The sequence below is a fragment of the Oricola indica genome (assembly GCF_019966595.1).
Lineage (GTDB): Bacteria > Pseudomonadota > Alphaproteobacteria > Rhizobiales > Rhizobiaceae > Oricola > Oricola indica.
In genome coordinates this window covers 66,254-88,791 of the sequence record NZ_JAINFJ010000010.1, presented here as the reverse complement: position 1 = coordinate 88,791, position 22,538 = coordinate 66,254, and the positions used below count along the sequence as shown (strand labels likewise).

The 22,538-nt window shown below is 61.9% G+C and carries 21 protein-coding genes; 13 read left to right on the top strand and 8 right to left on the bottom strand.

Features of this window, described 5'->3' with window-relative positions; genetic code table 11:
• From LC343_RS20290 to LC343_RS20265, 6 genes are read left to right on the top strand one after another with little or no spacing between them, the layout of a single operon-like run.
• Entirely contained in the window at positions 1-468 is a 468-nt protein-coding gene (locus LC343_RS20290) for a hypothetical protein (protein ID WP_223479004.1), read from the top strand.
• Positions 469-484: 16 nt separating this feature from the next.
• On the top strand, positions 485-1,411 hold the full coding sequence (locus tag LC343_RS20285) for a carbohydrate ABC transporter permease (RefSeq protein ID WP_223479003.1): 927 nt from the start codon (positions 485-487) through the stop codon (positions 1,409-1,411).
• A complete protein-coding gene (locus tag LC343_RS20280) occupies positions 1,408-2,268 on the top strand; it encodes a carbohydrate ABC transporter permease (protein WP_223479002.1) in 861 nt (286 codons plus the stop codon). The genes LC343_RS20285 and LC343_RS20280 overlap by 4 nt, the downstream gene beginning before the upstream one ends.
• A gap of 39 nt (positions 2,269-2,307) precedes the next feature.
• Positions 2,308-2,991: a GntR family transcriptional regulator gene (locus LC343_RS20275; protein WP_223479001.1), complete on the top strand. Its 684-nt coding sequence runs from the start codon at positions 2,308-2,310 to the stop codon at positions 2,989-2,991.
• A 50-nt stretch (positions 2,992-3,041) separates the two neighbouring features.
• Positions 3,042-4,115, top strand: a complete 1,074-nt coding sequence (locus LC343_RS20270) for an ABC transporter ATP-binding protein (protein WP_223479000.1) — start codon at positions 3,042-3,044, stop codon at positions 4,113-4,115.
• A gap of 43 nt (positions 4,116-4,158) precedes the next feature.
• Positions 4,159-5,592, top strand: coding sequence for an aldehyde dehydrogenase family protein (locus LC343_RS20265; protein ID WP_223478999.1), 1,434 nt, complete (start codon positions 4,159-4,161; stop codon positions 5,590-5,592).
• Between the two features lie 178 nt (positions 5,593-5,770).
• On the opposite strand, the gene LC343_RS20260 is transcribed toward LC343_RS20265, so the two are convergent.
• The gene (locus LC343_RS20260) at positions 5,771-6,427 is read right to left on the bottom strand and encodes a hypothetical protein (RefSeq protein WP_223478998.1); all 657 of its coding nucleotides are present in this window, start codon (positions 6,425-6,427) and stop codon (positions 5,771-5,773) included.
• Between the two features lie 261 nt (positions 6,428-6,688).
• Here LC343_RS20260 and LC343_RS20255 point away from each other — a divergent pair, with 261 nt between their 5' ends.
• Both LC343_RS20255 and LC343_RS20250 read left to right on the top strand, forming a co-directional pair.
• Entirely contained in the window at positions 6,689-8,191 is a 1,503-nt protein-coding gene (locus LC343_RS20255) for a UxaA family hydrolase (RefSeq protein WP_223479048.1), read from the top strand.
• 74 nt (positions 8,192-8,265) lie between these two features.
• On the top strand, positions 8,266-8,466 hold the full coding sequence (locus LC343_RS20250) for a 4-oxalocrotonate tautomerase (protein ID WP_223478997.1): 201 nt from the start codon (positions 8,266-8,268) through the stop codon (positions 8,464-8,466).
• Positions 8,467-8,545: 79 nt separating this feature from the next.
• On the opposite strand, the gene LC343_RS20245 is transcribed toward LC343_RS20250, so the two are convergent.
• From LC343_RS20245 to LC343_RS20235, 3 genes are read right to left on the bottom strand one after another with little or no spacing between them, the layout of a single operon-like run.
• A complete protein-coding gene (locus LC343_RS20245; RefSeq protein ID WP_223478996.1) occupies positions 8,546-9,439 on the bottom strand; it encodes a dihydrodipicolinate synthase family protein in 894 nt (297 codons plus the stop codon).
• A 46-nt stretch (positions 9,440-9,485) separates the two neighbouring features.
• Positions 9,486-10,241 carry an aldolase gene (locus tag LC343_RS20240; protein ID WP_223478995.1) on the bottom strand — a complete coding sequence of 252 codons (756 nt, stop codon included), beginning with the start codon at positions 10,239-10,241 and terminating at the stop codon, positions 9,486-9,488.
• A gap of 42 nt (positions 10,242-10,283) precedes the next feature.
• Positions 10,284-11,258, bottom strand: a complete 975-nt coding sequence (locus LC343_RS20235) for a dihydrodipicolinate synthase family protein (protein WP_223478994.1) — start codon at positions 11,256-11,258, stop codon at positions 10,284-10,286.
• A 153-nt stretch (positions 11,259-11,411) separates the two neighbouring features.
• On the opposite strand from LC343_RS20235, the gene aldA reads away from it, so the two are divergent.
• Positions 11,412-12,983, top strand: a complete 1,572-nt coding sequence (gene aldA / locus LC343_RS20230) for an aldehyde dehydrogenase (RefSeq protein WP_223478993.1) — start codon at positions 11,412-11,414, stop codon at positions 12,981-12,983.
• Positions 12,984-13,040: 57 nt separating this feature from the next.
• On the opposite strand, the gene LC343_RS20225 is transcribed toward aldA, so the two are convergent.
• Genes LC343_RS20225 through LC343_RS20215 form a run of 3 tightly spaced genes read right to left on the bottom strand, consistent with a single transcriptional unit; the run spans position 13,041 to position 17,681 of the window.
• A complete protein-coding gene (locus tag LC343_RS20225; RefSeq protein ID WP_223478992.1) occupies positions 13,041-13,826 on the bottom strand; it encodes an SDR family NAD(P)-dependent oxidoreductase in 786 nt (261 codons plus the stop codon).
• Positions 13,823-15,607 carry a hydantoinase B/oxoprolinase family protein gene (locus LC343_RS20220; RefSeq protein ID WP_223478991.1) on the bottom strand — a complete coding sequence of 595 codons (1,785 nt, stop codon included), beginning with the start codon at positions 15,605-15,607 and terminating at the stop codon, positions 13,823-13,825. Before LC343_RS20220 ends, LC343_RS20225 begins: the two co-directional genes overlap by 4 nt.
• On the bottom strand, positions 15,600-17,681 hold the full coding sequence (locus LC343_RS20215; RefSeq protein WP_223478990.1) for a hydantoinase/oxoprolinase family protein: 2,082 nt from the start codon (positions 17,679-17,681) through the stop codon (positions 15,600-15,602). The genes LC343_RS20220 and LC343_RS20215 overlap by 8 nt, the downstream gene beginning before the upstream one ends.
• A gap of 342 nt (positions 17,682-18,023) precedes the next feature.
• Here LC343_RS20215 and LC343_RS20210 point away from each other — a divergent pair, with 342 nt between their 5' ends.
• From LC343_RS20210 to LC343_RS20195, 4 genes are all read left to right on the top strand, one after another.
• A complete protein-coding gene (locus LC343_RS20210; RefSeq protein WP_223478989.1) occupies positions 18,024-18,725 on the top strand; it encodes a GntR family transcriptional regulator in 702 nt (233 codons plus the stop codon).
• Between the two features lie 21 nt (positions 18,726-18,746).
• The gene (gene dctP, locus LC343_RS20205) at positions 18,747-19,772 is read left to right on the top strand and encodes a TRAP transporter substrate-binding protein DctP (RefSeq protein ID WP_223478988.1); all 1,026 of its coding nucleotides are present in this window, start codon (positions 18,747-18,749) and stop codon (positions 19,770-19,772) included.
• 79 nt (positions 19,773-19,851) lie between these two features.
• The gene (locus LC343_RS20200; RefSeq protein ID WP_223478987.1) at positions 19,852-20,334 is read left to right on the top strand and encodes a TRAP transporter small permease; all 483 of its coding nucleotides are present in this window, start codon (positions 19,852-19,854) and stop codon (positions 20,332-20,334) included.
• Between the two features lies 1 nt (position 20,335).
• A complete protein-coding gene (locus LC343_RS20195; RefSeq protein ID WP_223478986.1) occupies positions 20,336-21,622 on the top strand; it encodes a TRAP transporter large permease in 1,287 nt (428 codons plus the stop codon).
• A 136-nt stretch (positions 21,623-21,758) separates the two neighbouring features.
• On the opposite strand, the gene LC343_RS20190 is transcribed toward LC343_RS20195, so the two are convergent.
• Complete coding sequence (locus LC343_RS20190) at positions 21,759-22,538, bottom strand: beta-keto acid cleavage family enzyme (RefSeq protein ID WP_223478985.1); 780 nt, start codon at positions 22,536-22,538, stop codon at positions 21,759-21,761.

The following is a 22,538-nucleotide window of genomic DNA, read 5'->3' as shown; positions in this document are numbered from 1 at the left end:
ATGACGACGATGAGCGACAAACAGCCTCCGGCGCCGCTGACCGACATCGAAAGGGTGACGCTGCTGTGCGTCGCGGGACACATGATCCCGGCGAGCGTGGAGTACGGCGTACCCGGGGCAGACGATCTGCGTATTTTTGCGGACATCACCCGCTCCATCGATCGTGACAGGGAGGCGTTGGGAAAGGCGCTGCAGGTCGTGAACGACCTTTCGGACGGGATGATCTTGGCGCTGTCGAGAGCCGAGCAGGCCAAACGGCTTGCCGAATTTCGCACCCGGCATGCGGATCTTGCGGGCGTGATCGAGTCAGTGGTCGCTCGTTGTTACTATCGCGACGATCGGGTCATGGCTTCCATCGGAATGGAAGCGCGCCCCGCATTTCCGAAGGGCTACAAGGTGGAGCAGGGCGACTTGTCGCTGCTCGACCCCGTTCGGGCGCGCGGCAGGATCTATCGCGATGCCGGATAGGCAGGGAGAAAGAGAGATGACATCCGAAAAAGCACAGGCCGGACCGAATGCCGCCCCGCGCCGTCGGAGACGGATCGGCGACCTTTTCGTGCGCTGGTCCTTCATGGCGCCGTCGATCGTACTCCTTATCGCCCTTCTGGCCTATCCGATCTTCTACACGATCGACATCAGCTTCTCGCGCTTTGACATCGCAACCTTCGGCGCTGGTGAATGGGTCGGCTGGGAAAATTACCGCGAGGTGATGAGCGATTATCGTTTCTGGGATTCCCTCGAGGTGACGCTGATCTATCTGGTGATCGCCCTTCCTCTACAGGTTGTCCTTGGCTTCGGCATCGCCTTTCTCATCAACGCCGAGTGGAAGGGAAGAGGCCTGGTCCGGGCGCTTTTCATCATCCCCATGGTCGTCGCGCCGGTGGTGGCGGGCGGCATGTGGCGGATGATCCTCGATCCGCTCTGGGGCATCATGAACTATTGGCTGGGCTTTATCGGGATCGGTCCGCTGGACTGGTTCGGCGATCCGACGCTGGCGATGGCGTCGATCATCATCATCGACACATGGCGGTGGACGCCCTTCATTGTCCTCATCGCCACCGCCGCCTTGCTGGCGCTTCCCAAGGATGTGTTCGAGGCGGCAAGGATCGATGGCGCGAACTGGTGGTCGACACTCTGGTCGGTCGCGGTGCCGCTGCTGGTGCCGGTCATCGCCGCGACATTCGTGATCCGCTGGCTCGGCGCGGTGAAGATGTTCGATATCGTTCTGGCGGCCACCTATGGCGGGCCGGGCAAGGCGACCAACGTGGTCAATTTGTTCATTTACGAGGAAGCTTTTCGCTCTCTGCGTTTCGCCGAATCGGCGGCAATGGCCGTGATTGTCCTGATTTTGACCATGGTGCTGACTGGCCTGTTCCTGCGCGGCAGCCGCAAGCTGGAGGAACTGTTTTGAGCGCGATCGTCACTCCGGCACCGAAGCGTCTGCGCCGCTCGCTTGGACACAATCTTCGCATTGCGGGCGGCGTGATCGTCAGCATCGTCTTCCTGTTTCCGATCTACTGGATGGTCCTGACCTCCTTCAAGGATCAGGTCGATATCTTCACCAGCCCGCCGACATTCTTCTTCAAGCCGACGCTCGACGCCTATATCGAGTACATGACGCGCGCCGACATCGTGCCGCGCCTGATCAACACGATCATCGTGGCGACAGGCTCCGGTCTGCTATCCATCGTCGTGGGAACGATGGCCGGCTACGCGCTTGCCCGCATCAGGCTGCGCGGCGCGGCCACCATCGGCGTTCTCATTCTCCTGTCGCGCGGCGTTCCGCCGATCGCGCTTGCCGTGCCGATGTTCCTCGTCGCCCGCAATCTCGGTCTGACCGACAAGCACATCACCCTCATCCTCGCCTACAGCACGTTTCTGGTTCCCTATGTGATGTGGCTGATGCGCAGCTTCTTCCTCTCGTTGCCGCGCGAATTGGAGGAATCGGCGATGATCGATGGCTGTTCGCGTTACGGAGCCTTTTTCAAGATCATCGTACCGATATCCATTCCCGGCCTGTTGTCGACACTGATCTTCTCGATGATTCTCGCATGGGAGGAACTGCTTTTCGCGCTGGTTCTCACCAACCGGCACGCCTCCACCATTCCGGTGGCCATCGCCGGGATCGCTGGCGATACGGTCAACGGCGCCAATTGGGCGGCGCTCACCGCGGTCGGCACGATCACCGTGGTGCCGGTCGTCATCTTTGCGCTTTTGGTCCAGAAGTGGCTGATTAAGGGTCTGGCCGATGGAGCGACCAAGGGATAGTCGCCGCATCGGCCTTTCTTACCGGAACTGGATCGAACCATGGAAAACCCGAAAACCTACATGACCAAGGCGGAAATGGCCCGGCGCCACATCCAGTCCATGATCCTGAGCGGAGCCGTCGGCCCGGGGGACAGGATCACCACGCGCGAGGTTTCGACGGCACTGGGAATAAGCGAAACCCCGATCCGCGAAGCGATCCGCGGGCTCGCTTCAGAGGGGTGGCTCGATATCCAGAGCCACATTGGCGCCGTCGTCCAGGGGTTGAGGGCCGATCAGATCCGGGAAATCAGCGCGTTGCGCGGTCGGGTCTGCGGCCTCGCGATCGAACTCGGAGCGCCGAATTTCGACGCCGAGCGCCTCGCGACGATCGACGAGAACATCGAGGCCTATGCGGAGGCTCTCGACCGGAAGGACTACGACCTCGTTGCACAGAAGAACTATGAGTTTCACGAGCTTCTTTGCGACAACCCGCAGTCGCCATGGTGCCACAAGCTGATCGAGAACATGCACGGCCAGATGTCGGCGCAACGGCACGGCATTCCGCCCCAGCATCACCGGCTCTGCGACGCGCTGACGGAGCATAAGAGCATTCGCGACATGCTGCGCGCCGGCGATTTCAAGGGCGCCGCCGAAATGGTCAAGCAACACGAAAAGAACACCGGCGATTTCCTGATCCGCATGATCAGCGAGATACCGGCAATCGACAAACGCAGGCAGGCCTGAACCTGCCGGCCGCCGCCTTGTATCGGCGGCCTTCGAAGGAGGAGATCCCAATGGGTACCGTAAACATTCGCGACGCACGCAAATCCTATGGTTCGGTGGAGGTGCTTCACGGCGTTTCCATCGATATCGAGGACGGGGAGTTCGTCGCGTTGGTCGGCCCGTCCGGATGCGGCAAGTCGACCCTTCTTCGTATGATCGCTGGCCTGGAAGACATCACCGGCGGCGAGATCCATATCGGGGACCGCGTGGTCAACGATGTCGCGCCGAAGGATCGCGATATCGCCATGGTGTTTCAGAACTACGCGCTTTATCCGCACAAGAATGTCCGCGAAAACATGGGCTTTGCGCTGCGGCAGCGCAGGGTGCCGCGCGCCGATATCGAACAACGCGTGACCGAAGCGGCGCGCATTCTCGGACTGGAACACCTGCTCGACCGCAAGCCGCGGCAACTTTCCGGCGGTCAGCGCCAGCGCGTCGCCATGGGTCGGGCGATCGTTCGCGACCCGAACGTCTTTCTGTTCGACGAGCCCTTGTCCAATCTCGACGCGAAGTTGCGCGTCCAGATGCGATCCGAAATCAAGGAACTTCACCAGCGCCTGAAGACGACGACGATTTACGTGACCCACGATCAGATCGAGGCGATGACGCTCGCCGATCGGGTCGTTGTCCTGAATGGCGGGGTAATCGAGCAGGAGGGCCCGCCGCTCGAACTGTACGACAATCCCGCGAGCCTCTTTGTCGCGGCTTTCATCGGCTCACCGCCCATGAATTTCCTGGAGGGTGATCTCGTCGACAACACCTGTCTCGTCCTCTCGGATGGAACACGGCTCGAGCTTCCTGCGGGCGATCCCAAGGGCAGGTCGCGCATCACCGTCGGCGTGCGCCCCGAGCATTTCGAATTGAGCGAAAACGGCTGGCCCGCAACCGTGTCTGTTGTCGAGCCAACCGGGTCAGAAACCCAGATAACCGCTCGCCTTGCCGGCAATGTCGTGCGCGTTCTGGTCCGTGGACGAACGGCGGTCAGGCCCGGAGAGACAATCCATCTGAGTGCCGCGCCGGACCTCATTCATATCTTCGACGCGGCACCTGTGCCGGAGGTGGCCGAAATGGAAGACGTCGCCTGAATTCGGGCAACTAAGCCGAGCGAACATCAAGGAGATCAGTAACGTGCGCGATCTGCGTGAATTCTATATCGGCGGCCGCTGGGTTGCCGCGAGTTCGAATGCCGAACATGTCATGGTCGATCCCTCGACCGAACAGACAACGGGATCGATTTCCCTTGCGAATGCGTCGGATGTCGATGCCGCTGTGGCTGCGGCGAACGCGGCCTTTCCTGCCTGGTCAGCGACTGCACCCGCAGAGCGCATCGCCGTCGTTGAGCGCATTCAAGAGGTTTACGCGCGGCGAAGCGAGGAGATGGCGCTGGCGATCAGCGAGGAAATGGGTGCGCCGATCGATCTGGCGCGGACGCGCCAGGCGCCTGCGGCTTTGCGGCACATGAAAAACTTCCTCGCCGCGATGACGGATTTCGAGTTCGTCCGCCAGCTTGGTCCGCATGCTCCCGACGACAGGATCCTGATGGAGCCGATTGGCGTGGTCGGCATGATCACGCCATGGAATTGGCCGATGAGCCAGGTCGCGCTCAAGGTCATTCCGGCCCTGCTTGCCGGCTGCACAATGGTGCTCAAGCCGTCGGAGTTCGCTCCGCTGTCTTCGGCGCTGCTCGCGGAGATCATCGACGAGGCAGGAGTACCTGCAGGCGTCTTCAATCTCATTCAGGGCGACGGCGCGACAGCGGGCGCCCGGCTCGTCGAGCATCCTGACGTCACGATGATATCCTTCACCGGTTCCACGGGTGCCGGCGCCAGCGTCCTGAAGGGAGCTGCCGACACGTTCAAGCGCGTCGCGCTGGAACTCGGCGGCAAGGGCGCCAACCTGATCTTCGCCGACGCGGACGACGAAGCGGTGGAGCGCGGTGTTCGGGCCTGCATGATGAACAGCGGCCAGAGCTGCAATGCGCCGACGCGGATGCTGGTGGAGCGCCCGTTCTATGAAGAGGCGGTCGAGAAGGCTCGCCGGGTCGCAGAAACCGTGACCGTCGGTCCGTCGCGGGAGGAGGGCGCGCATATCGGGCCGGTGGTCAACGGCCGGCAGTATGAACGCGTCCAGGCACTCATCGAAAAGGGCATGGACGAAGGCGCGAGGCTGGTGGCCGGCGGCCCCGGCCGGCCTGCTGGGTTCAACCGCGGTTTCTTCGTCCAGCCGACAGTATTCGCCGACGTCACCAACGACATGACGATCGCCCGCGAGGAGATTTTCGGCCCCGTGCTTTCCATCATCCCCTTCGAGGACGAGGAACACGCGCTGCAAATCGCCAACGATACGCCATACGGCCTGACGAATTACGTGCAGAGCGCGGATGGCGAACGGAGAAACCGGATGGCGATGGGCTTGCGATCCGGCATGGTGGAGATGAATGGCCAGCCGCGCGGCGCCGGCTCTCCCTTCGGAGGCGTTCGCCATTCGGGCGGAGGCCGAGAAGGCGGTACATGGGGGCTCGAGGAATACCTGGCCGTCAAATCGGTTTCGGGCTGGGGATGAGTGATTCTCATCCAAAGCGTGCTTTCAGAAGCGACGAGAAAAATATCGTGCTTCGCTCTGATGCGTAAGCTCGCTGCTTTGCAGGCTCTGGTCTCACGCAGGTTTTCCTCGCCCGTCGATAACAGTCGAACCGCGCAGCCGATGTATCTACACATTGCTTTCGTTGAGACCGGTATTGTCAGTCCCGGTGAGAAGCGAGAGCGTTACGCAGGTTTTCACTGAGTATCGTTACTTCGCCGGAGAAATCGGTAAGCGCGTAGTCGATCAAGGCGAGGTCAATCTCAGCGCTGTGCTGGCTGGTATATCCCTCGGCCTCGTCCGGTGCGCCCGGGTACTTGCCCTGTGGGTGGCGGTAGAGATCAATGCCGGCGATGACGATTCGTTTCGGTCGGAGGGCTACGGAAAGCGCGATCATGAGAGCGCCGTTGGTAGGGATCTGCGGTCCTGAAAGGTCTGCCAGGATCGGGCAGAAGCGGCTGAGGAATACATAGCCGGAATTCGGCAGATGGCCTCGTTCCGCGTGGTCTCGAAGAATTGGCTGGCCGATTTCGAGTGTCGGAAAGACGACGACCGGCTGTTTCGCGAGTGCAACAAGATCCGGATCGCCCGTCAGCACCAGATCGGGTTTGTTCAGCCAGTCGCGTTCGGACCAAATCCAGTTCACGCGGAACAGGATCGGGTCCTCGAAATTGGCAAGGCGCGGATCTTCCGATGATGGGCCGTTGCCGAGGCAAAGAATTGTGTCACGTTGAGGCAGTCTCTGTGCCAGGCCGTCGAGCGTCTCGATCCTCATGCCTTCAAAGAGCATGGCAGACCCGTCAAGGCATTGGCGCATGTTGCTTTTCCTGTTCCATATCGCCCTTTCGTCGCGCGCGAAAACAAAATCATCTGGGCGCCATGCATCCGCAGCCCCGGCTCATAAAGTAGCCCGTGAAAAGCTCAGCGACAATCTTTGAATGATTGCTGACAATCATTGTTAACATTAGGTATGTGTGCTTAGATACGGCTGATGCCCACTATGCATGCGGCGGGCAGACGTCGTCGTTTCCTCACCTTTTTCACTCAGCCGGAGACCGCCTTGAAAAGACTCCTACACATGCAGCATGACGACCAGGTCGCCATCGCCATAGACGCTCTCGATATTGGAGACCCGCTGGACGGATTCGGGCTCGTCGCCATCGAAGCGGCGCCGGCAGGGCACAAGATCGCCATCGCTCCGATCAAGGCGGGTGAGGAGGTTCGCCGGATGGGGCTGGTCATCGGGCGCGCGCGTATGGACATACTGCCGGGCAGCTGGGTGCACGAACACAATCTTGGTTACGAACCGTCCCATGCCGCGCTGGAAATCGGTGCACGCCTGCGCAACACCCGGTTTGTCGATGCCGACCGCGTGCCGGTCTTCCAGGGATATCGCCGCTCCAACGGGAAGGTCGGGACCCGCAATTACATCGGGGTCATCGCCTCGGTGAACTGCTCCAGCCTGGTCTCGAAGAAGATAGCGGAGCACTTCAGCATGCCGGGAGCGCTGGAACCTTATCCCGGCGTCGATGGCGTCGTGCCGCTCACCCACAAATCCGGCTGCAGTGTCTCCAACGGCTCGACCAGCATGGACATGCTGCGTCGTACGATTGGTGGCTATATGCGCCACCCGAACTTCGCCGGTATCCTGCTGGTGGGGCTTGGATGCGAAGACAATCAGATCAGCGCGTTGCTCAAGGATCAGCACTTCGTGCCGGGGCCCATGCTGCGCACGATTTCCATCCAGGATGCCGGCGGAACCCGCGCGGCGATCTCGGCGGGTGTCGCAGATGTCGAGGAAATGCTGGTCGAGGCGGCGAAGGCCGAACGCGAACCGATCCCGGCATCCGAGCTGGTCGTCGGCCTGCAATGTGGCGGGTCGGACGGCATGTCGGGCCTGACGGCCAATCCGGCTCTTGGCGCGGCCGTCGATCGCCTTGTCGCATGCGGGGGCACCGCGATCCTTGCCGAGACGCCCGAGATACACGGCGCCGAAAATCTGTTGCTCGAACGCGCCGTCAGCCATGAGGTTGGGGAGCGGCTGATCGCGCTGATCGACTGGTGGCAGGACTATACCAGGCGCGAGCCGCAGGGCTTCGACGGCAACGCATCGCCCGGCAACAGGGAAGGCGGATTGACGACGATCCTGGAAAAGTCGCTGGGAGCCGTGGCCAAGGGTGGAACAACCAATCTTGTGGATGTGATCCACTATGCGGAGCCGGCAGAAAAGAAGGGGCTCATCTTCATGGACTCGCCCGGTTTCGATCCCATTTCCGCGACCGGGCAGGTTGCGTCTGGCGCGAACCTCATCATGTTCACGACAGGCAGGGGATCATGCTTCGGCTGCCGCCCGACGCCGTCCGTCAAGCTCGCATCCAATACGCCGATGTTCGATCGGATGCGCGAGGACATGGATTTCAATTGCGGTACGCTTCTCGATGGCGAGGAAAGCCTCGAGGAGATGGGAGAGCGGATCTTCCAACTGATGCTCGAAAGCGCCTCCGGCAAAGCCACGCGCAGCGAAGACCTCGGATACGGCGACGACGAGTTCGCTCCCTGGCATATCAATGCATGGCTATAGGGCGGACCGCGAGGAATGCCTGTTTCGAATGCCGTCAAATCGATCGACAAAATACTGAATACGGAGACTGAAACATGCCGATGATACGTGTGGAACTTCTGTCCGGGCGCACCGTCGAGCAAAAGCGCGACTTCGCTCAAGCGATCACAAGGGCGGCTTCGGAGATTCTGGGCTGCGGCGCCGCTGCGGTCGCCGTGGTCTTCGACGACATTGCGCCCGAAAACTGGGCGAATGGCGGCCGGCTGGAATCGGACAAAGTGTCCGACGAGGCCTGATGCCGCCGCGCGTATTAGGGAATGCCGGCGGGGCGAGTTGCCCGCGCCGGTGGGTATACCCGTCGGAACCGCTTCGGAGTTACCGGTAGTTTGCCAGGTCCGCTACGGTCTTTTCGATGACGGCCGTGACGCGGGCGAGTTCCTCGCCCTCGATTTCCAGGCGCGGTGGGCGTACGCCGGCCGGAGCTCCGTAAACGATGTTCTCGGCCAGCTTGATGTATTGCACCAGCTTGACGTCGGTATCGAGGTGGAAGGCGGGAGTCATCAGTCTGTAGAGGGGACGTACGGCGTCGAACTTTCCGTCGCGGCCGCCGTTGAAGATTTCGACGCACTCCTTGGGCCAGGCATTCGTCATGCCCGATACCCAGCCGGTCACGCCAAGCGCCAGGCTTTCGAGAATGAGATCGTCGACCCCGCAAAAGACCGAAAAACGGTCCCCGAAGGCATTGTAGAGGTCCGTCACGCGACGGATATCGCCGGTTTCTTCCTTGATGCAGGTAATCGTATCGACCGCGCGCAGGCCTTCCAGCGTCGGAACGTCGACATCGACCTTGTAGGCGATCGGGTTGTTGTAAATCATGATCGGAAGGCTGCTTGCCGCTGCGATGGCCTCGTACCATGCGATGGTTTCGCGCCTGTCTGTCTTGTAAGCCAGGCTCGGGAAGACCATCAGCCCCTTGAGGCCGCGCCGTTCCGCGTTCTTCGCCATGGAGGTCGCATCGGCGGTGGAAATCGCGGCCAGTCCGGAGAGCAGCGGCACGCGCCCGGCGACGACGGAGACCGACAGGTCGAGCACTTCATCGCGCTCCTTCTGGCTCAGCGAAGCGTTCTCGCCGAGCATCGGCAACACGATCATGCCGGAGACGCCGTTCTCGATCAGCCGTTCTATGCTGTGCGCCATTGCGTCGGGATCGAAACTGCCATCGGCTTTCAGTTTCGTGGTCACTGCGGGGAATACGCCGGTCCAGGCCATGGTTGCTTCCTTTATGTGGGTGTGCTCTCGGCCTGCGGCCGCGCTACTAATTGCGGTAATCGGGCTCCAGTCGATCGAGCTGGCGCTGGATGCTGGCGAGGTGAAGGTCGGCGCCCGCCGCCGCTTCGCTCATGATCTGCTCGCCTGTCTTGCGGACCAGATCGTGGTCGATCGGAATCAGCTTCTTGCCGGTGGACATGGCCAGAACCTGCACTTCGCAGGCGCGCTCGAGATAGTAGAGATCGTCCCAGGCTTCCGCGATGCTGTTCGCCAGAACCATGACGCCGTGGTGGCGCATGAAGACGATATCGGCGTCGCCAACGGCGTTGGCGATCCGCGCGCCTTCGGTGTTGTCGAGTGCAAGGCCGTTGTAATCGTCGTCCACGACAACGCGGTTGTAGAAGCGCGCGGCGGTCTGGCCGGCATAGTTCAGCGGTTCCGCGTCGATCATGGCGAGCGCGGTCGCATATGGCATATGCGTATGGAACGCGACGCGCGCGCTTGGCTTCAGTTTGTGAAGTTGCGCGTGGATGTGGAAAGCCGTCGGTTCCGGAACGCCGTCGCCGGACACCACATTGCCCTCGAAATCGCAGATCAGAAGGTTCGACGCGGTGACTTCCGAAAAGGCGTAGCCATACGGGTTGACCAGAAAGAGCTCGTTATATCCGGGCACCACTGCCGAAAAATGGTTGCAGATGCCTTCATGCATTCCAAGGCGCGCAGCCATCCTGAAGCAGGCGGCCAGTTCACGGCGTGCGTTTTGGATCTCGGCCGTGTCGAGTTTCGGCGCATTGTCCGGCATTGCGTTATCCTCGCGTTCTGTGTGGGTCTCGAACGTGCCCGCTCAGGCGATCCTGATCGGCGTCACGTTGCTTGTTGAAGCCTCGTCGTCTGACGTTCGCACCAGCCCGGAGGCGGATTGCTGCCAGGCCCGGTAGGCGCTCAGCATTTGCGACCGCTGTACGGCGGGGGGTTGCGACATCGGCGGCATGACCCGCAGCCAGTTCGGGTCGTTCATCGTGTCGGCGATGATCGCTTTGGCCGAGGGTATGAAAGCGAAACGCGACAAGATCGCATCGGCGTTGCGAAGCGATTCGATCATCGGCCGCCCGTCATAGCTGTTTCGGGTATCGACGAGGGCGCGCATGAAGCCGGGCATGATATTGGCGAGGCCGCATATGGTGCCTGCGATGCCTATCGGGTTCAGTCCCGGCAGGTCGACTTCGTTGCCTGTATAGATCTCCATCTCGGCAAAGGAGAGGATGTACTGCCGGGTCAGGTCAGCGTCGCCGCCGCTATCCTTCAGGCCGGCCACGATACCGGGGTATTTTTCGGTCAGGCGGCGCACGACCCGCAGAGAAATGGTGACGCCGGAAATATCCGGGAAATTATAAAGCAGAAGGCGCAGGTCGTCGCGTCCCGTCCGCTCTATGAATTGGCGATAGAACTCGAACACACCGTCGTCGGAAATCCCGCCGCGAAACATGCAAGGCGTCATGAGCAGGCAGCCATGTACGCCGTGCCCGGTTGCGTGGCGGGCGAGCGTCAACGCATCCTCGAAGGCAAGCGCGCTGACCGAGACGGTGATGCGTTCGGGCGCTATGCCTGCCGAGACCAGGGCATCCAGCGTCGCCATCCGGTCACGAACCGAAAACTCCGGACCTTCTCCCGTCGTTCCGAATACGGTGATGCCGTCAACGCCCTCGCCCAGCAGGTGGCGCGCGAAGGCGATCAGGCGTTCCGAATCCGGACGCAGGGCCGGTGTGACCGGCGTCGCGATCGCAGTCGAGAGGTATCTGGATGACGGCAGAAATGACATCGCGCGGGTGTGTGCTCCAACAATGTTCGTGGTGCGGGCAAGTGACAGGATTAATCGATAATTGTCAACATTCTTCTTGACGGCAATCTGCGGTCGGGCGATTGTGTTGGCGAAGACAGGCGCGGACGGCCAGCGGCTATCGCCGGAGGGGACATGTCGCGCCATATCGGCGCCGGAGCTTTCCTGGAATGCCGCACTTCATCCGACGGTGGTATCTCGCCGGATCGGGCCGACCGGAATACAGGAGTTTACGTTTTGCAGGCTATGAAGGAACTGGTCAAAGGTTCTGACCGCTATCGTCATTTCATCGACGGCGAGTGGGTCGATTCCACCGTCAAGGAATGGATCGAGGTAGAGAACCCGGCCACCGAGGAGATCATCGCTTCCGTACCGCGGGGCAGCGCGGCCGATGCCGATCGCGCGCTGACGGCCGCGTGGAACGCGCAACCCGACTGGGAAGCCTTGCCGCCGATCGAGCGCGCGGAGCTGCTCAAGCGCCTTGCCCGCCTCATTCTCCAGAGCCGCGAAAGACTGGCGCAGATCGTCATCGCGGAGCAGGGAAAGCCGCTCGCGGAAGCACGCGGCGAGATCGAGGGTGCGGCTCTCTATTTGACATATGCCGCCGAGGAAGCGCGCCGCGTTACCGGCGACATCATCCCGTCGGACAATCCCAACGAGCAGATCTGGATCCAGAAGGTCGCCCACGGCGTGGTGGTCGCGCTGACCGCATGGAACTATCCGGCGGCGCTGATGTGTCGCAAGATCGGCCCGGCGCTTCTGGCCGGCAACACGGTTGTGGTCAAGTCGCATGAGGGCACGCCGATTTCGAGTTTCGAGATCGCGCAACTGGCGCTGGAGGCCGGCTTTCCCGCGGGCGTGATCAATGTTGTGTCCGGCTTCGGCGAAGAGATCGGCCAGTCGCTCGTGGCGCATCCCTATACGCGTCTCGTAACGCTGACGGGAAGCGTACGCGCGGGCAAGGCGATCTTCCGGGCCGCCGCTGACGATCTCAAGATCCTGCGGCTCGAGCTCGGCGGAAAGGCTCCATTCGTCGTCGCGGAGGATGCGGATATCGCGTCGGCGGTGAACGCCGCGGTGCTCTCGCGCTTCGAGAATTGCGGCCAGATCTGCATCTGCAACGAGCGTATGTATGTCCACGATAAGATAGCCGACGAATTCACCGAGCGGTTCATCAAGGCGGTGGAGGCGCTCAAGGTCGGCGATCCGCGCCAACTGGTCGATGTCGGCCCGAAGTTCAGCCGCGGCGAACTGGAAAAGGTCGAGGCGATGGTGGCCGCCGCCGCCGATGCGGGCGCGGAACTCCTGACCGGCGGCAAGCGGATGGACGGAAGCGAGTTCTCGAAGGGCCACTGGTTCCAGCCCACCGTCATGAGTGTCGACAACAACGCCATGGAAATCATGCAGAACGAAGTGTTCGGACCGGTGGTGCCGATCATGCGGGTCGCGGATTTCGACGAAGCGATGCGTTTGGCCAATGAAAGCCGTTACGGCCTTTCGGCCTATGTCTTCACGAAGGACATGCGCCGCATCATGCGGCTCACGCGCGAGCTGAGATTCGGGGAGATCTACGTCAACAAGCCCGGGGGCGATGTCGTGCAGGCGCACCATGCCGGCATGCGGGACAGCGGCCTGGGTGGCGAAGACGGCAAATACGGTCTCGAAGGGTATTTCCAGAAGAAGACGATGTATCTCAACTTCAACTAGTACAAATAAACCGGCCGGGAGCTTCCGGCCGGTTGTTCTTGCATCGGTTTTCGGGTTTCAGCCCGGCTGCGACGCGTAAGACGTATACGCCGAATAGGCGAGCCAGCCGCAATCGACAGGCAGTACCACGCCTGTGATGGCCGACGCGGCGTCCGAGCACAGAAAGAACACGGCCTCGGCGACATCCGAGGGTTCGACGAGCCGCTTGATGGCCGATTTGTCGAGGATGGCCTGCGGATCGCGCGCGCCTTCGTCGATGCGTGCCTTCATCGCCGGCGTCAGCGTATAGCCTGGCGCGACCGCGTTGACGCGGACGCCGGAAGGCCCGAAGTCCGCGGCCATTGTCTCCGTCATGGATTTCAAGGCGACTTTTGCCGGCGCATAGGCGGGCTGCGGCGACGGTCGATAGGTCGTCAGCGAGCACATGTTGATGATGCTGCCGGAACCGGCCACAGTCATCCGTCTGCCGAAAGCCTGGTTGATCAGAAGCGTGCCGCGGACATTGATCCGCCAGACGGCGTCGAATTCGTCCACCGGCATATCGTTGAAACGGATGCCGTTCTGGAGAATGCCGCCTGAATTGACCACCGCATCCACGGATCCGCATTCGTCATCTGTGCGTTCGGCGAATGCCGCCACGCTCGTTTCGTCGGCCAGGTCGAGCGGAATGACGTGGACAGCAGCCGCGCCGGCTTCACGGGCGGCCTCCGCGACAATCCCGGCGCGCTCGACGTTGATGTCTCCGATCACCACGGTCCATCCGGCGGCAGCGAACCGCATGACGGTCGCTTCGCCGATCCCGCTCGCACCACCGGTGACGACGGCGGTCTTGTTTCCGCTCATTGAACGCTCTCCTTTTTCATGTCGCGTGCATCGCGTATTTTCGCCCGGTTCTCGTGCGTTTCCGGCTCGTCTATCGAACCGTCGGCGGCAAAACAGACGCCATGAAAGCGCGCGGCGTAGTCGCGGGTGATCTTTTCTTCCCTTATGTCGAAGGCGATCGCGTCCGGCGAGCGGTCAAACGGGTCGCCATTGCCGCCGCCGCCGGCCTGTTCATGCCGGATGACGGTGTCCCTGTCGACGATGCGCGTCAGCTTGCCGGGCAAGTCGGCGTTCTCGCGGTCCGGATTCAATATGTTGCGCGACAGGCTGCCGGGCAGCCCGCCGGCGATACCATAGGGCGGGGTGGCGATGCGGTCGGCGCGAACCTGCAGCATCGTGTCATCGACGAGGATACGGTAGGTCCGGGTCAGGCCGAGCCCGCCGCGGAAGCGCCCCGCGCCGCATGAATCCGGACGCAGGGAATATTCCTCCATGCGCAACGGATAACGCTTCTCAAGGGTCTCGATGGGCAGGTTGGACATGTTCTGCGCCGGATTGGTGATCGCTTCTACCCCGTCCTTGTCGGCCCGGCCGCCCCATGCGCCGTTGATCATGTCCACGAGAACGAAGGGTTCGCCTGTCTCCTTGTCGTAGCCGCCCATGGAAAGAACCGTGTTGCCGCCTTCCCCCGCGGCCATCAGGCGGGCAGGGGAGATCTTCGACAATGCGCCGAGAACCGTGTCCACGACCCTGTATCCGGTCAATGCGCGGGCGGCGACCGGCGCAGGCATGTCGGGCTTGAGGATGGAATGATCCGGCGCCTTGACGGTAATGGCGCGATAGACACCGGCATTGTTCGGAACGTCGCGCTCCAATGCGCAGCGCACCGCGAGATAGGATGCCGACTTCGTGAAGGAGAAGGTGGCGTTGATCGCGCCGCGGACCTGGGACGACGAGCCCGCGAAATCGATCTCGAGAGAATCGCCTGCCACAGTGATTGCGCAGCGAATGGGAATGGGCTCGGTGGTGAAGCCGTCGCCGTCTATGGCGTCCTCGAAGGTGTAGGTCCCGTCCGGCCAGGCCGCGATGGATTTGCGCGTCAACACCTCGCCATAGTCGAGAAGCGCCTCGAAATACGACCTGAGCCCGGTTTCGCCGTAGCGCTCGATGAGGCGAATGAGTTCGCGTTCGCCGGTGCGGCATGTGGCATATTGGGCGTCGAGGTCGCCGAGCACCAGGGCCGGCAGGCGAACATTGGTACGCAGCAGTTCCAGCAACGTCTCGTTGGGCTTTCCCGCATCGTAGAGTCGCATCGGCGGTATGCGGACGCCTTCCTGATAGATCTCGGTAGAGTCGGCGGCATTGGACCCGGGTACGCGTCCGCCCACGTCGCAGTGATGGGCGACGACGACGGAAAAGCCCTGCAGCCGGCCTTCGAAGAAGATCGGCTTGACCATGAAGATATCTGGCAGGTGCATGCCGCCGGCATAGGGATCGTTAAGAACGTAGACATCGCCCTCTTTTGCAGTCTCGCCGAACTTCCCGACGATGACTTCCATCGCGTCCGGCACCGCGCCGAGATGCAGGGCAACGGTCTTGGCCTGGCTGAGGATCTGGCCCTTGCTGTCGCAAAGCGTCGCGGAATAGTCGAGCACGTCGCGCACGATAGGCGAGCGTGCGGTACGCATGACCGTGCCGGCCATCTCGTCCACGATCGCATCGAGCGCCGACTTGATGACGGCGAATGTGACCGGATCGGGCGTGAAGCCGTCGGCCTGGGGCGTTTGGGAAGTGTCAGTCACGGAAGGTCACCACGAGATTGCCGTAAGGGTCGGGTTCCGCCGTGGCATCGGGCGGAATCGTAAAGGTCGTATCCGCGCTTTCGAAGATCGCCGGCCCCTCGACGAGAGCCGTCACCGTGTGGCGGTCGTAGACCGGCGTGAGGACCGGCGCGGCGTCGGCCTCGAAATGGACGGCGCGCCGCGACACCGGTTCCGGCGCGGTTCCGCCGGGCTTTTCCGGCATGCGCTCGCCCGTGCCGGGCAGTGGCCAGAAAGCGCGCATGCGCAGGTTGACGCTTTCGACGCCGTCCGACGACACGTAGCCGAAGGTGTCTTCGTACATGGCAAGGAAGCGGGCCGTCAGATCCTCGACCGACAGGTCGTCGGAGAACGGATCGACCGGCACCTGAAGTTCGGAATCCTGACCGGCGAAACGCATGTCGAGTTCGAAGTCGAAATGGATCGCGTCGGCATCGAACCCTTCCTGCCGCAATTCCTCTTCGGCCTGCGCTGAGAGCGACCGGGCCGTTTCGCGAAGCCCGGCCAGGTCTATCGCGCCGGGTTCGCATGCGAAGGAGCGAATGAAGAAATATTCGACAGCCGCCTCGAGCATGCCGGACGCCGTGAACACGCCGGGTTCCGGCGGGAGCACGACCTTTCGGATGCCGACGCTTCTGGCCAGATCGCAGGAATGGTTGGGGCCGGCGCCGCCAAAGGCGAAAAGAACGAAGTCGCGCGGATCCTGCCCACGCTCCACGGTCACGGCCCTGATCGCGCGCGACATGTTCGAATTGGCGATTGCCCGCATGCCAAGCGCCGCCTGGATCACGGTCAGACCGGCGGGTTTCGCGACATGTTCCTCGATCGCGGCGGCCGCGAGTTCGGGTGACAGCGCCATGCTTCCGCCGGCCAGCCTGTCAGGCAGGTAGCCCAGCACGAGGTTGGCGTCGGTGAGTGTGGGGCGGTCGCCGCCCGCGCCGTAGCAGGCCGGTCCGGGGCTGGCGCCGGCCGACACCGGCCCGACGTGAATCAGGCCGCCATCATCCACATGCGCGATGGATCCCGCGCCGTTGCCGATTTCGGCGACATCGACCGTGGGAACGCGCATGAGATAGCCGCCCGCCTTGATGAATCGGCTTGGCGTGGAGATACCGTCTCGAAACTCGTACTCGGTCGTGCGTGTCAGTTCGCCGTCCTTGATGAGCGATGCCGAGGCGGTGGTGCCGCCCATGTCGAAGGCGACGAGATTCGCGATGTCCGAGAGCCGTCCGACATGGCCGGCGCCGGCCACACCCGCGGCCCGGCCGGACGAAATGAACATGACGGGCTTTTTCTGGGCGACATGTACCGGGGCCAGCCCGCCGTTCGAATTGCTGATGAACAAGGGGGCGGTCACGCCGCCTTTCCGCAGGCCTTCCTGAAGCGCGATCAGATAGTCTCGCATGACCGGCAGCACATAGGCATTCACGGCGGTCGTGGAGGTGCGTTCATACTCGCGCTGTTCGGGAAGGATGGAGACCGAGGTGGTCACCGGCAGATCCGGCACCGCCGCGCGGATGATTTCCTCGGCCCGCAACTCATGCTCCGGATTGCAGTATGAGTTGAGAAAGCACAGCGCCAGCGTATCAAGCCGCGCCTGCGCGAACTCGTGGCACAGCGCCTCCAGTTCCTGTTCGGCGAGGGCTGTCACGACCTGCCCGTCCGCCGCGATCCGTTCGGTCACTTCGAAGCGCAAATGGCGCGGGACCAGGGGCACGGGTTTGTCCCAGGTCAGGTCGAACATGTCCGGCGTGCGCAGCCTGCCGATCTCCAGCACATCGCGGAATCCCCGCGTTGTCAGCAGGCCGATGCGACCCCCACGCTTCTGGAGAATGGCGTTGGAGCCGACCGTGGTGCCATGCAGAACGGCCGTAATGTCGCCCGGCTTCAATTCGGCGGCGTCCAGAAGCGCGGAAACGCCCGACAAGACTGCCGCCTCCGGGTGATCCGGTGTCGATGCGACCTTCTTGGCAAGACGTCGCCCGTCATCGGCGACAAGGACAAGGTCGGTGAACGTGCCGCCGATATCGACACCTATTCGCGCAGTGGCTGCCATGTCTCTCACTTCATTGAAACGTGATAGTTTATTGTCAGCAATCTTCTATCTTGTCAATCGACGTGCGATTTCAGCCGACCTATGTCAATCTATAATCAATTGTTGACAATTGACTGAATGTGTCTTCTCATTGTCACGTCGGCTCCGATCAGCGGATGCCGGACGGTGCAATAAAGGGGATGCAGCCATGCCGAACCGCGGTCGACCGGAGAAGCCGGTAGGACAGTTCGGAAATGCATGCCGATTGCGCGGACCGGGGCTGAGGTCTCTCTTTGGTATCGCGAGCATGTGTCGTATGAACGATGCGCTTGCTTGCAATCACCAGAAAGGAGAGGCGCAAGAATGGTAGCTCTCGAAAGTCTAAAAACCCAGGACAGGCTTCTGGACCGCCAGGCGGCCAGCAGTATCCGCCGACAGATCGTCAGCGGCATGATGCCCCCTGGTCATCGTCTTCTGGAGACGGAATTGGCGCGGAACCTCGAAGTCAGCCGCGGCACGATCCGTTCCGCGCTGATGCAGCTGACCTCGGAGGGCCTTGTCTGTCAGGTAGCCTTCACGAAATGGGAAGTTGCGCCCGCATCGGTCCATGAAGCGTGGGAGCTCTACACGCTGCGCGCCGTACTGGAAGGTCTTGGCGCGCGTCTTGCTGCTGAACGCGCCACACCGGCGAGTCGTACCCAACTCGCGAAAGCATTCAGCGAACTCGAGAAGGCCGCAAAAGCGGGAAACCGCGAGGCGATCGTCGATGCGGATTTCAATCTGCACCGGACCGTCATCGGTATGTCCGGCCATGGAAGGCTGATCCAGCAGCATGAGCGGCTGATCCAGCAGGTCCGTTTCCAGATGACCCATATCGGGCTGACGGCGCGCGACTACCATCATCTTCTGGAGGACCATCGCGCTTTGAAGGATGCCGTCGCGAGCGGCGATGCCGACAAGGCCGAGCAACTCGCGCGAACCCATAACAGCGCCGAAGTGGAGCGCCTGCTTGCCGAGTCGGTCAAGGAGAAATCCGCAGCAGCAGGCCGGGATAGTCCCGGTTAGTTTCAACCAAGGGAGAATACGGTGAAACATAGCAAGCACAGCAAGACCAACATTTCACGCAGAACGCTTCTCGCCGCATCGGGCGCGGCCCTCGCGGCGCCGGCCTTCCTGTCCGGATCGGCCTTCGCTCAGGACAAGAAGGTGATCAGGATCTCGACGCCCAGCCCTGAGGCGGAGTGGCAGGCCAAAGGTCTGATGAAATTCAAGGAAACGGTCGAGGCGAATGCACCGACACTGGGCGTGGAAATCCATCTCAACGCCACTCTTTTCGATCAGGGCACCGAAATTCCCGCCATGCAACGCGGCAATCTCGAAGTCGGCATGATCTCGCCGCAGGATATCGCCGGTTACATCCCCGAATACTCCATCTTCACGGCCGGCTATCTGCTTCGCGATGCCGAGCACATGCACAAGGTCTTCGACGACAGCGATGTCGCCACGGAATATCGCGGCCGCGTGTCCAGTGAAATGGATGTCACGATCCTCAGCTCTCAGTATCTCGGCACGCGCCATGTCATCCTGCGCAAGGAGAAGGACGTGCAGACGCCCGCGGATCTCGCCGGCCTCAAGCTGCGCGTTCCGGGCTCCGACACCTGGCAGTTCCTCGGCAAGGCGCTTGGCGCAAACCCGACGCCGATCGCTTTCGACGAGGTCTATCTTGCCCTCTCCACCGGCACGGTCGACGGCCTGGAAAACCCGATCAGCGACATGATCGCCGCCAAATTCTATGAAGTCAGCGAACAGCTCGTGCTGACCGGCCACATGGTCGCGCCGCTCTTCTTCGCCATGTCCAATTCGTTCTGGAACGAACTGAGCGATGACGAAAAGGCCGTGGTCAGCGATGCGGCCAAGTCCCAGGCGGTCTTCGTCGACGAGGGCACGCTCGCCACGGAAGCGGACGGGACGAGCCTGCTCGAATCGAACGGGCTGAAAGTGACGACGCCGGACCTCGATGCATTCCGGAGCCATGTTCAGGGCGTTTATCTCGAAAGCGATTACGCCAAGGAGTGGCCGGAAGGCCTGCTCGAGCGGATCAACGCTCTCTAAGTCACCGACACTCGGGGAAACTCGGACAAGCCGCGGCCAAGGATGGCTGCGGCTTCACCTTCGCAATGGAGCAGGCTGAGTGGTAAAGACGGTCTGGGCACTGATATCCAAGCTGTGCGAGATATTCTGCGTTCTGGGGTTTGCCGCCCTTTTCATCGTTTTCGTGTTGCAGGTTTTCTTCCGCTACGTGCTGAACGATCCGCTGTCGTGGACACAGGAAGTTGCGGGCATCCTGTATGTCTGGATCGTCTGCGTCGGCGCGGCGTCAATCGTCAAGGAACGCGAGCACGTCTCCTTTGATCTCTTGTACCACGCGGCGCGTCCGCCCGTGCGACGGGTTCTCGCACTGGTGGGGACGGGATTGATCCTCGTCGTTCTGCTCCTCTCGCTCTACGGAAACTACGACTACATCGTTTTCACCGGACGTCAGTCATCGCCGACGCTGCGATTGCCCATGACGGTCGTGTTCAGCGCGTTTGGTGTTTTTCTGGTGTTGCTGATCCTCAATTCCGCTTTCCGGATGATCCGCCTCGCACGTGACACCTGGGACAAGGAGCCCTGAGATGAGCGTCGCCGCCGCATTCATGCTGCTCCTCTTCGTGATCGCCGGCGCGATCGGCATGCCGATCGGCTTTGCCATGATCGTCAGCGGATTCGCCTATCTTCTGGTCACAGGCAAGGATATCGGGCTGGTGGCCGCCCAGGGGATAAACGGCCTGTTTTCCTCGTTCATTCTTCTTGCCGTTCCGCTGTTCATATTCGCGGCCGAAGTCATGACCGTATCGAGCATCTCCACGCGATTGCTCAATTTCGTCGTGCTGATCGTCGGCCGGGTGCGCGGCGGGCTGGCCTATGTGAACATCATCGTCAGCATCATCTTTGCCGGCATGAGCGGCAGCGCGCTCGCCGACGCCGCGGGTCCCGGCAAGCTGATGATCGACATGATGACCCGCGACAACCGCTATCCGCGGGCCTTCGCCGGTGCGCTGACGGCGGCGTCGGCCACGATCGGTCCGATCATTCCGCCGTCCATTCCAATGGTGATCTACGGCGCCATTTCGGGGACATCGATCGGAGCGCTCTTTCTGGCCGGCATCGTACCGGGCCTGCTTATGGGGTTGGTGCTTGCCGTGCAGTCCTTCTTCGTTGCGCGGCGCAAGAACTTCCCTGTCGAGGAGAGTTTCACGTTTTCCGAGGCGCGGGTGACCTCGATCCGGGCCGTGCCTCCTCTGATGCTGCCGGTTATCCTGTTGGGTGGCATCTATTCGGGCGCAGTGACGCCGACCGAGGCGGCCGCGGTGGCGGCGCTTTATGCCATCATTCTCGCGTTCGTGTTCCGGGACATGACGTTTTCCACCATGTGGCAAACACTGCTGGCTTCGGCGCGAGGCACCGCCATTGTCGCGATCACCGTCGTGGGCGCGCTTTTCTTCAATTATGTCGTCGCCGGTGAGCGCATTCCGGGAATGGTGGCCGAATGGATCGCCTCCATGTCGCTGTCTCCGATGGCGTTCCTGCTGGTCACAGCACTGCTATTCCTGCTGCTCGGCGCGGTGTTCGATACACTGCTGATGCTGTTGGTCATGGTGCCGATCCTGTTGCCTTCGGTCCATGCTTTGGGAATCGACCCGGTGCATTTCGGGGTCGTCGTGATCGTCAACATGATGATTGGCCTGATCACGCCGCCCTATGGGGAACTGCTGTTCCTGATCAGCGGCGTGTCCAAGATCCCGCTTGCCGAAATAATCAGAGAAATATGGGGCTTTATCGTCACCCTTCTGGTGGCGCTGTTGCTGATCATCCTTTTCCCGGATCTGGTGCTGTTCATTCCGAGGGCTGCTGGCTACTAGCGTGTAGGCAAACGAATACGCGACCAGAGCGTATTCGCGCCAAACCAATTGTCTCGAATCCTCGAGCGGTGGATGCGAATGATAGTCGCCGTTCGCGCGACGCTTCGAGGCCCCAAAGGCGACGCGCCGAAGCCGCCTATCCGGAGCGCGCCTGCAACGCGGCGATTTCGCGTACGCGCTTGGCATTGTCGGTCGCGACCGTGCCGTCGGCGTTCCACAGGCTGTTTTCGAATCCCACCCGCGCTTTCCCGCCGGCGGCAAAGGCGGCGGCAAGCGATGCCGTCTCGTTGCGGCCAAAGGCGCAGGCCGCCCAGTCGGCGGAAAGGTCCGCCACGCGAAGCGCGTCGATGAACGGTTGGAGATCGCGAGGATCGCTTTCCTGGTCCTTCGCATAGCGACCGAGGACGAAGAGCAACTGCAGGTTTTCGGCTGGCACGACGCCTTGCCCGATCAGGCCGGCGAGCCGGTCCAGTTCGTCGGGTCCGTAGATAATGTGCTGGACGGCGATCTGCGCTTCATGCGCCCAGGCGTAGAAACGGGCTGCCTCGCCGGTATCCGCATCGGGGATCATTTCGCGCAGGGCGACGGAGACCATGTCCGGCATCACGGCGCGCACGACCGCGCGCTGTTCCTCCGGTGTGTAGCGGCCGACCGCTTCGGTGGTGATCTGGACCGCCATCTCTGGAACCTCTCGCGCCAGTTCCGTGACGAGTTCCCTGTAGAGACCGGCGTCGAGAACATGGTGCTGGCCGGCATTGCGAACATGGGCGTGGATGCCGCCTGCTCCTGCCGCGAAACAGGCCTTCGCCGTCTCGATGATCTGGGGAATCTTGACCGGCAGGGCCGGGTGGTCGGCGGTGGTGCGCCGCGCGCCGTTGGGCGCGACCATGATCCTCGGCAGCGGTTGGACGCCCAT